Source organism: Sphingomonas molluscorum, from assembly GCF_039522995.1.
GTDB lineage: Bacteria > Pseudomonadota > Alphaproteobacteria > Sphingomonadales > Sphingomonadaceae > Sphingomonas > Sphingomonas molluscorum.
This window is the reverse complement of sequence record NZ_BAAAEL010000021.1, coordinates 1-8,195: the sequence shown is the minus strand read 5'-3', so window position 1 is coordinate 8,195 and position 8,195 is coordinate 1. Positions and strand designations below refer to the sequence as shown.

Annotated in this window: 7 protein-coding genes and 2 pseudogenes; 8 read left to right on the top strand and 1 reads right to left on the bottom strand. The window is 61.2% G+C overall.

All coding sequences use genetic code 11. From position 1 onward, the window contains the following. Positions 1 to 287, bottom strand: a 287-nt coding sequence (locus ABDZ92_RS16760) for a recombinase family protein (protein ID WP_343764157.1), incomplete at its 3' end; no start/stop codon positions are given. A 191-nt stretch (positions 288 to 478) separates the two neighbouring features. Between ABDZ92_RS16760 and ABDZ92_RS16995 the strand changes: the two are divergent. The 8 genes and pseudogenes from ABDZ92_RS16995 to ABDZ92_RS16725 form a co-directional block, all read left to right on the top strand. Continuing rightward, positions 479 to 628 (top strand): annotated as a pseudogene (locus ABDZ92_RS16995) (Mu transposase C-terminal domain-containing protein); the annotation flags it as partial. A gap of 138 nt (positions 629 to 766) precedes the next feature. After that, a complete protein-coding gene (locus tag ABDZ92_RS16755; protein ID WP_241527248.1) occupies positions 767 to 1,879 on the top strand; it encodes a Mu transposase C-terminal domain-containing protein in 1,113 nt (370 codons plus the stop codon). Beyond that, entirely contained in the window at positions 1,806 to 2,684 is an 879-nt protein-coding gene (locus tag ABDZ92_RS16750; protein WP_009824028.1) for an AAA family ATPase, read from the top strand. Before ABDZ92_RS16755 ends, ABDZ92_RS16750 begins: the two co-directional genes overlap by 74 nt. A gap of 112 nt (positions 2,685 to 2,796) precedes the next feature. Beyond that, positions 2,797 to 3,354, top strand: a pseudogene (locus tag ABDZ92_RS16745) (recombinase family protein); the annotation flags it as partial. A gap of 104 nt (positions 3,355 to 3,458) precedes the next feature. Further along, positions 3,459 to 4,538 (top strand): DNA adenine methylase, encoded by a 1,080-nt coding sequence (locus ABDZ92_RS16740; protein WP_024021619.1) that lies wholly within the window; start codon positions 3,459 to 3,461, stop codon positions 4,536 to 4,538. Beyond that, entirely contained in the window at positions 4,535 to 6,745 is a 2,211-nt protein-coding gene (locus ABDZ92_RS16735) for a type II restriction endonuclease (RefSeq protein ID WP_024021620.1), read from the top strand. Before ABDZ92_RS16740 ends, ABDZ92_RS16735 begins: the two co-directional genes overlap by 4 nt. Next, on the top strand, positions 6,702 to 7,391 hold the full coding sequence (locus tag ABDZ92_RS16730) for a hypothetical protein (protein ID WP_024021621.1): 690 nt from the start codon (positions 6,702 to 6,704) through the stop codon (positions 7,389 to 7,391). Before ABDZ92_RS16735 ends, ABDZ92_RS16730 begins: the two co-directional genes overlap by 44 nt. Further along, positions 7,391 to 8,195: hypothetical protein (locus tag ABDZ92_RS16725; protein ID WP_343764096.1), on the top strand; the 805-nt coding region annotated here is incomplete at its 3' end. The genes ABDZ92_RS16730 and ABDZ92_RS16725, both read left to right, overlap by 1 nt.

Below are 8,195 nucleotides of genomic sequence, written 5' to 3'. Positions count from 1 at the left end.
GTGTCGATCGCCTCGTGCAGGCTCAGCAGCCCGACCTTTTCCTCGTCGAGGTAGGTCATCCATCCGATCAGATCACGGAGCGAGCGGCCGAGCCTGTCGAGGCGCCAGACCACCAGTGTGTCGCCGGCGCGAAGCAGCTCCTTCACCTTTTCCAATCCAGGGCGAGCGGCAGTCGCCCCGGAGGCCTTGTCGGTGATGACCTTCTCGCAGCCGGCAGCCTTCAGCGCATCACGCTGGAGGTCCAGGTTCTGCTCGGCGGTCGATACGCGGGCGTAACCGATTTTCATGCGTAGGGCCGGTGGCGCCCCGATCGGGCGCGGTTTGGGAAGAAAGTCGTCATCGGCAGGTCTATGTTGCCCTAGTTTTCTTTACCGGGTAGATTTACGTCGAACAGGCCGGTTTGGCAACGCGAGCGGACTCGCATGGCGATGGGCAGGCAAATCTCCGTTTTCCTTACCTGCGACACGGACCGTCGGCGGTGACGCATCCGGCGCTTGTCCCGCCGCTGGCGATCGAGCGCTACCGCGTCCTTGAACCGCACCTCGCCGATGGCATCCCGCTCGCGGACCTCGCCCGCACCGGCACGCTGAGCGAGCGGACGTTGCAGCGCTGGCTCGGGCGCTACCGTGCCGAAGGACTTGCCGGTCTCGCGCGTCTGCCGCGCAACGATCGGGGCAGGCTGCACCTGCCGGAACATCTGGTCGAACTGACCCGCACTCTCGCCACCAAGCGCCCGCGACCCCCGGTCGCCGCCATTCACCGAAAGGTGCAGGAACTCGCCATCGCGCATGGACACCGAACCCCCAGCTATGCGGCCGTCGCGCGTGTCGTCAGGGCGATACCGGCAAGCCAGATCGCCGCAGCCTCCGATCCGGCCGTCTACCGCGACCAGCACGAGCTAGTGCATCGGCGCGAAGCCGCGACCTCGAACGAGATGTGGCAGGCCGATCATACCGTTCTCGACATTCTCGTGCTCGATGATGCCGGAACCCCGGTGCGTCCTTGGCTGACCGTCATCGTTGACGATCACAGCCGAGCCATCGCCGGTTACTTCCTCAGCCTCGATGCCCCCAGTGCCCTCAACACGGCGCTCGCCTTGCGGCAGGCGATCTGGCGCAAGCCCAATCCCGAATGGATCGTCAGCGGCATTCCCGAACAGCTTTACGTCGACAACGGCTCGGATTTCATCTCCGAGCATATCGAGCAGGCGTGCATCGCCCTCAAAATCCGCCTCATCCATTCGCTGCCGGGGCGTCCTCGCGGGCGCGGCAAGATCGAGCGGCTGTTCCGCACCATCAACGACATGTTCCTGCCCGACCTGCCCGGCCACCTGATCGCGGGCAAGCCGCTGTCGGCGCCAGTGCTCACGCTCGACGAGCTGCGCGCCCGCTTCGAGGCGTTCGTGTGCGGCGTCTATCATCGTCGCCCGCATGGCAGCACCGGCGAACCGCCGATCACGCGCTGGCAGAAGGGCGGGTTCCTGCCCGCAATGCCCGACAGCCTTGAACAGCTCGACATGCTGCTCGTGCACGTGCCCAAGCCCCGTAAAGTGCTGCGCGACGGCATCCGTCTGATGGGCAGGCGCTATGTCGAACCCACGCTCGCGGCCTTCGTCGGCGAGCAGGTCGAGGCGGTCTATGACCCCCGCGACCTGACCGAGATCCACGTCTACCACCAGGGCCGGTTCGTCTGCCGTGCGCTCAGCTCCGAGCACGCTGGGCACCCGTCGTTGCGCGCGATCCAGCGCGCCCGGCGCGGCGCGAAGGAGCGCGACAAGCAGGTGCCTGCCCCCACGGAGACCTTCGATGGCGACCAAGAGGATACGGCTTCCCGGCCCACCACCTACCGAGGGCTCCGGCTCTACGCCGCTGACGATTGAGTTCCTGGTCGAGCAGCCGTTCCTGGCGACCCGCGAACATGCCCGGTTCGTCGAGTTTGCCGAAGCCTGCGCGCACTACCGCTATATCGGCGTGTGTCATGGCCGGCCGGGCGTCGGAAAGACGCGATCGGCGCGCGAGTTTTCCAGCTTCCCCGACCTGGGGGAATATGCCGCGCTCCGTCCCATTGCCGCGCTCCTTGGCGAAAAGGTCGCTCGCTGCCGCGCCGTCTTCTACACCGTGTCGGTCAGCAACACGCCCAAGACGATCGACGCGGTGTTGGGCCTCAACCTCATTAAGCTGGGCTATGCCCGGCTGACGGTCGCGGGCGGCTCGCAGGACGAAATCACCCATGACGCCGCCCGCATCGCCTGCCCCCTCGTCATCGTCGACGAGGCCGACCGCCTGACCATAAAGTCGCTCGAACATCTCCGCGACATGGCCGATCGCCACGGCTTCGGGCTGATCCTGATGGGTATGCCGGGCTTGGAGAAGCGCCTCGCCCGCTATGCCCAGCTCTACTCGCGGATCGGCTTCGTCCACGAGTTCAAACCGCTTACCGAGACCGAAATGCGGCTGCTGCTCGCGACCCACGCCGGCGATTTCGGGATCAGCTTCGACCCGGCCCAACTCGACGCGATCGAAGCGCAGGCAGCCGTGATCCGCATCACGCGCGGCAACTTCCGGCTCATGGAGCGCCTGTTCGCGCAGATGCGGCGGATCATGACCCTCAACCGCGTCGAGGAGGTCACCGCTGACATCGTTCAGGCCGCGCGCGATTGCCTCGTCATCGGACCCGGCAACTGACAAATAGCGCGATCAGAACGCCGCCATTTAGCGCGAGCGTTTACACTTGGGCCAACGAGCATGTCGCAAAATTCGTTTGCAAAACAGATTCCTTTATAGGCACATTTGCAACATGCTCATTGGCTATGCGCGTGTCTCAACTGACGATCAGGATTTGCGGGTGCAGCGCGCCGCACTGAAGGAGGCCGGCTGTCGCCGCACTTTTGAGGAGAAGGTTTCGGGCGCAAGGCGCAACCGGCCCGAGCTGGAACGCATGCTCGAACATCTCCGTGACGATGACGTAGTAGTAGTCACGCGGCTTGATCGGCTCGCACGATCAACCAGAGACCTGCTCGACATCGCTGAGCGCTTAAAGGAAGCTGGCGCGGGGTTGCGTTCGATGGCCGAGCCTTGGGCCGATACAACCTCCCCAGCGGGTCGCATGGTTTTGACCGTCTTTGCCGGCATTGCCGAGTTCGAGCGCGAGCTAATCTATCAGCGTACAAGCAGTGGGCGGGTTGCCGCCAGAGCGCGAGGCGTGCGCTTCGGCCGGCCGCCTAAACTTACTTCAGACCAAGTCGCTCTAGGCGAACGTCTGGTGGAGGAGGGCACATCCGTCCGAGAAGCAGCTAAGCTGCTCAAGTGCCACCACGCCACTCTCTACCGAGCGCTATCCACGCGCACGAGCCTTCCGATCAGCGATAGGTCCCGGATTTATGACACACATGGCGGTAAAACCGTGACCCGAAGCGAGACATCGCTAGGGGCGGCGCACCAACTTAACGAGGTGCAAGGGTGACGTTCCGGTACATTGGCTCAAAAGCGCGCCTAACTAGCCCCTTGAGTCGGGTTATCTCCTCGTATGACAACTGCGATCGCTTCGTGGATGCGTTTTGCGGGACCGGGGCGGTATCAGAGGTAGCTGGCCTGCTCGGACGCGATGTCTGGGCAAACGACACCATGGTCAGCGCTACCATCATGACGGCAGCTCGGCTTCTTTCACATGACCAAGTCAGCTTCAGCCGTCTTGACGGTTATGACGGTGCCATCAATCGATTGAACCAAACGCCGGCTCGGACTGGCTACTTTCACCGGACGTACAGCCCTGCCTCCGCGCTGCACGCTGGAACCGCGCGCAGGTATTTCACAGAGGAGAATGCTGCCCGAATTGATGCCATGCGGTCATTGATCTCTGACTGGCGTGAGGGTGGCGATATAAGCCCTGATGAGGAAAAGCTGCTACTCGCAGACCTAATTGCGGGCGTAAACAGATGCGCTAATATTGCCGGGACATACGGCTGCTTCCTATCCAAGTGGCAGAGCGCAGCACTGCGTCCCATAGTTCTGCAACCTCGATTGCTAAAGGACTTTGCGACGGAGCTTGATACTACCACGCACGATGTCGCTGATTTAGTAACGGCCGAAAACGATCTAGTGTATCTCGATCCACCTTACACTAAGCGCCAATACGCCTCATACTACCACATCATTGAAACCTTGGTGCTTGGCGATGAACCCCGCGTTGAAGGTGTGAGCGGCCTAAGGCCTTGGCAGCACAAAGCCTCGGCCTTCTGCTACAAGCGTCGTGCGCTTGATGCGCTTGTTTCACTTGTCGAAAACATCGGCTCACGTCACGTCATTCTGTCATACAGCGCAGAAGGCCACGTCGACTTACTAGAGCTGGAGGAGATGCTTTCCCGCAGTGGTAAAATAGTCACTACTCCGATTGAGGAGGTGGGCCGCTACCGGCCAAACCGTTCGGCGAGCGCCAATGGTGACACCGTCACAGAGTACATTCTTACATATGCACGACGCGGGGCGCGAAAGAGCTCCCCAATGCCTCGGAACGTGATTTTAGAAGGCGCGACCGCATGACCGGTCCTATCCCGCTCGAACATTCATTGTTAGGGCCAGCCGAACGCATTCTCGACGCCGCATGCATCAGGTCTAAGAAGCCAGATGCCGAGCGCAGGATGCAAGTTCTTGAAGCAGCGTCTGCGCGACTGGGAGGATATGATCTAAGGTCCTTCCATCGCACCTTTGGTATCGACACGCACGATTACAGTACTTTGGATGAGGTTGCGTCAAAACTTCTCAGTGCCATCCGCGACACAAACATTCATCCGTCTCTCGCCTTGTCGTCTCTAGCTAGAGAACGATTGAGCGTCCATGCTCAGCGCACTACTGGCGCGCACTATACCGACTTTCGTCTCGCAGGATTGATCGGCCGAAATATCGCTGTCGCTGGCTCGCCAAAACTTCCGTTAGTTGATCCAGCAAGCGGCACCGGCATCCTCCTAGTCGCGTCTGTCCTCGCACTTTGCAACCAGGACCGGCGAGCCGCGGCCAAGCGCCTTGCGGAAGGTGTAATCGCTGCCGACCAATCCTCCACTGCACTGCGAGGCGCCCGACTTTCGCTGGCGTCGCTCACCGGCGATCTCACTGTGATTAAATCGATGACAGCGCGCTGGCACGCCGGGGACAGCCTGATGCGCTCCGCACGGCAATGGAGAGAGAACATCGGGGCTGCGTCCGCGATGGTGGTCGGCAATCCTCCTTGGGAAAAGCTGAAGGTGCACAGGCACGAGGAAGAGCGTGCTACGGGATCGTCGCGTCACTACGGCGCGGTGCACGAAGGTGCGATCTCGATCGCGACGGAGCAGCGAAAGAAGGAAGTTAGGAACTACGCCCAAGCCGTCTCGGAGCGCTTCGGACTGGCGAGTGGTGAACAGGATCTGTTCGCAGCCTTCACACAACTTTTCCTAGAAATTTCTGGCCCCGGAGGCGCGATATCCGCCCTGCTTCCCGCCGGCCTTATCCGCTCTAAATCTACCACGGCTCTACGCAAACTCCTGTTGGATAGATTCGAGCGGATAGACATCGCTGTCTTCGATAACAGCGCCCGGTTTTTTGGTATCGACAGTCGCTTCAAGTTTCTCGCCGTGACCGGGGCAGGCACCGCAAAGCTAGCCGGGTCCCGAACAGCCCAACTCACTTTATCGCGCGGGCTCGGCTCGCGGGGCGCTGCAGAAAGTGGTGAGCCCGTTTCCATTCCGCTGTCGAGCCTTCGCCGCCTCCGCCCCGATCTGTCGATACCAGAAGTTAGCTCAAGCGCAGAATGGCGCTTGTTCGCTAGGATGAGCAAAGCCGGCCAGCGCTGGGCAGAAGCTGATGACACATGGGCGCCCGAGTTTTCGCGCGAAGTCGACATGACTAGGGAGCGACGTCTTTTCAAGACGAAGCCCACGCCCGGCGCTATACCGCTGGTAGAGGGACGAATGGTCCATCAGCACCGATTTGGTGCAAAGGTGTATCTTAGCGGCACTGGCAGACGTGCGATCTGGAGCAGCGCTCCGATCGGCAAAGCAACAATTAAGCCGCAGTTCTGGATCAAGGCTTCTGATGTTCCAGCCACGGCACGTCCGCGCCTGTCTCAAGTGCGGGCAGGCTTCTGCGACATCGCCGGCCAAACTAACGAGCGTTCGATGCTGGCCGCTGTTATTCCAGCTGGCGTCGCGTGCGGCAACAAAGTCCCTACGATCCTATTTCCAAATGCCCTTGGAGAGGACGCGCTGCACTTGTGGTGCGGCATGGTCAACAGCATAGCCTTTGACTGGCTCCTTCGGCGGGTGCTCACCACCACTGTCAACTACTTCCTACTCCAGAGTGTACCGCTCCCTCCAATCCTGCCAGACTCCCTGCCGGCGCGGCGTATCGTTGCGGCCGCCCGCCGTATTGCGCAGGCCGATGTAAGTAGGGGAGGAGATGCGGCCGCAACCATTGCGGCCGCCCGGCGTGACATCGACCTTATCTGCTTGCGCGCATATGGCATTAGGAGTGATGCCGATGTCATTCGTATCTTAGATGATTTTCCGAGCCTCGACCGCAGCCAGCCTGCCTTGCCGGGAGAGAAGCGTTCAACCATTACGCGCGACTTCATTCTTTCCGAGATTAGCGGATCGCAGCAGGACATCGCTCGGCAGCGTGTGCTCGCAGCCTCGACGCTTGGCGCTCGGGCCTATGTCCCGTCACAGGTCGATGCCGACGAGCCTACGACTTCTCAAGTCGCCCACGGTCTCTAATAAGATAGTTGAGGGGGGACAGCGTGTGACGGGAACGGGTCAGGTACAGCGCTTCGTTTATAAGGAGCTGAAGGCGGGGGATCTCAGGAAGTTTGAGGCAGCGTCCGCAGATAGCGGGACCGGTGGCGGCGCGCGCGATCAACGCTTTAGCCCTGGCGGAACGTTCGCGCCCGTGTTCTCAAAAATCTTCCCGAGCGCTACGCCCAGGCAACGAACCGAGTGGGGCGGTAAGAAAAAGGTCTCAAACGTCCATGCCGCAGACGTTTTCGTTCACATTGATGATACTGCCATCGACAGAGCAGCAACCGAACTTGAGGTAAGGTCTGTTGATGGCGAGGACTACGTTGTCATGAGAATGGAATACTGGCCGCCGACAAAAGCCAGACCTACTGAGGTTCGCCTCGGGCGCGTCGCTGCACTCAGGCTCACGCCGCCGACGAACGAAGGCCGGGTGTTCCTGTTGGTAATCCAGAGCGACGCCCAGGTCTCGCCGCGGCTTGCATTCATTACAGAACAGGCAATCCAGAATAATCTTTGGAACGCAGAGGTTACCGACTTCTTTCGACCTATCCTGGCCCAGCCACCGGGCACTAACGCCACGATGGGCTTCAAGGACTTCGAGGCCAAGACCTCGTTCGTGAAGTGATGGCTATCTCGAACGAAGCGCGCGCTGTCCTCCAGGCGCTCAAGGACAAACACAACGTACTTCTGTCAGGCCCACCTTCCTGCGGTAAGACACATTTGATGCAGGAGGTTGCGGAAGCCTTCCAGCAGGTGACGGCCGCACCGGCCCCGCCACCTAAACCCATTACGTCCAGCGGGCGCATCGCCATGCCGGCGCAGGTGCCGCTTGCGACCACAGCGGACGCGCACATGCCGAGCGGAGGTCGATCGAACCGCCACGTCGAACGCATCGCCTTCTCGGCAAACACTAAAGCCCGTGATTTCACGACGGCTTTCGTTCCCAGCACCGATGCCGGCGCCGGCGGTCCGTCCTTCAGCGTCGCGCATGGTTCACTCGTGAAGACAAACGCGTTTGCATTAGATGGTGGGGCGGCACTGCTGATCATCGACGAGATGAACCGCGGCCCTGCGGTGCAGCTGTTTGGCGACGCCGTAGTCTCTATCGAGAGCGATAAGCGGCTTGGCCCAGACGACAAGCCCACGGCGCAGAGCTGGCCCATGAAAGTGCTCGACGAGACCGGCGCTACCGTGGACCTCTACCTCTCGACCCACCTCTACATCCTCTCGGCGGTGAACCAGGCAGACAGCTCGATCGAACCGCTCGACGTAGCGTTCCTACGTCGCTTTGAGACAATCGCGATAATGCCGGACGCCGAGAAGGCCAGGAGCTTCGTCCAGGCTGTAGGCGCGGCCGCAACCCTCCCAGACGCGCCGACCATGGCGGGCGAGGTGACTGAGGCAGCAGTGCGGGCGTGGGCGGCAGTTA

Bases quoted from the DNA above. Each gene is read 5' to 3' on its own strand.
- ABDZ92_RS16735 (WP_024021620.1), top strand. From the start codon at position 4,535: ATGACCGGTCCTATCCCGCTCGAACATTCATTGTTAGGGCCAGCCGAA.
- ABDZ92_RS16750 (WP_009824028.1), top strand. From the start codon at position 1,806: ATGGCGACCAAGAGGATACGGCTTCCCGGCCCACCACCTACCGAGGGC.
- ABDZ92_RS16730 (WP_024021621.1), top strand. From the start codon at position 6,702: ATGCCGACGAGCCTACGACTTCTCAAGTCGCCCACGGTCTCTAATAAG.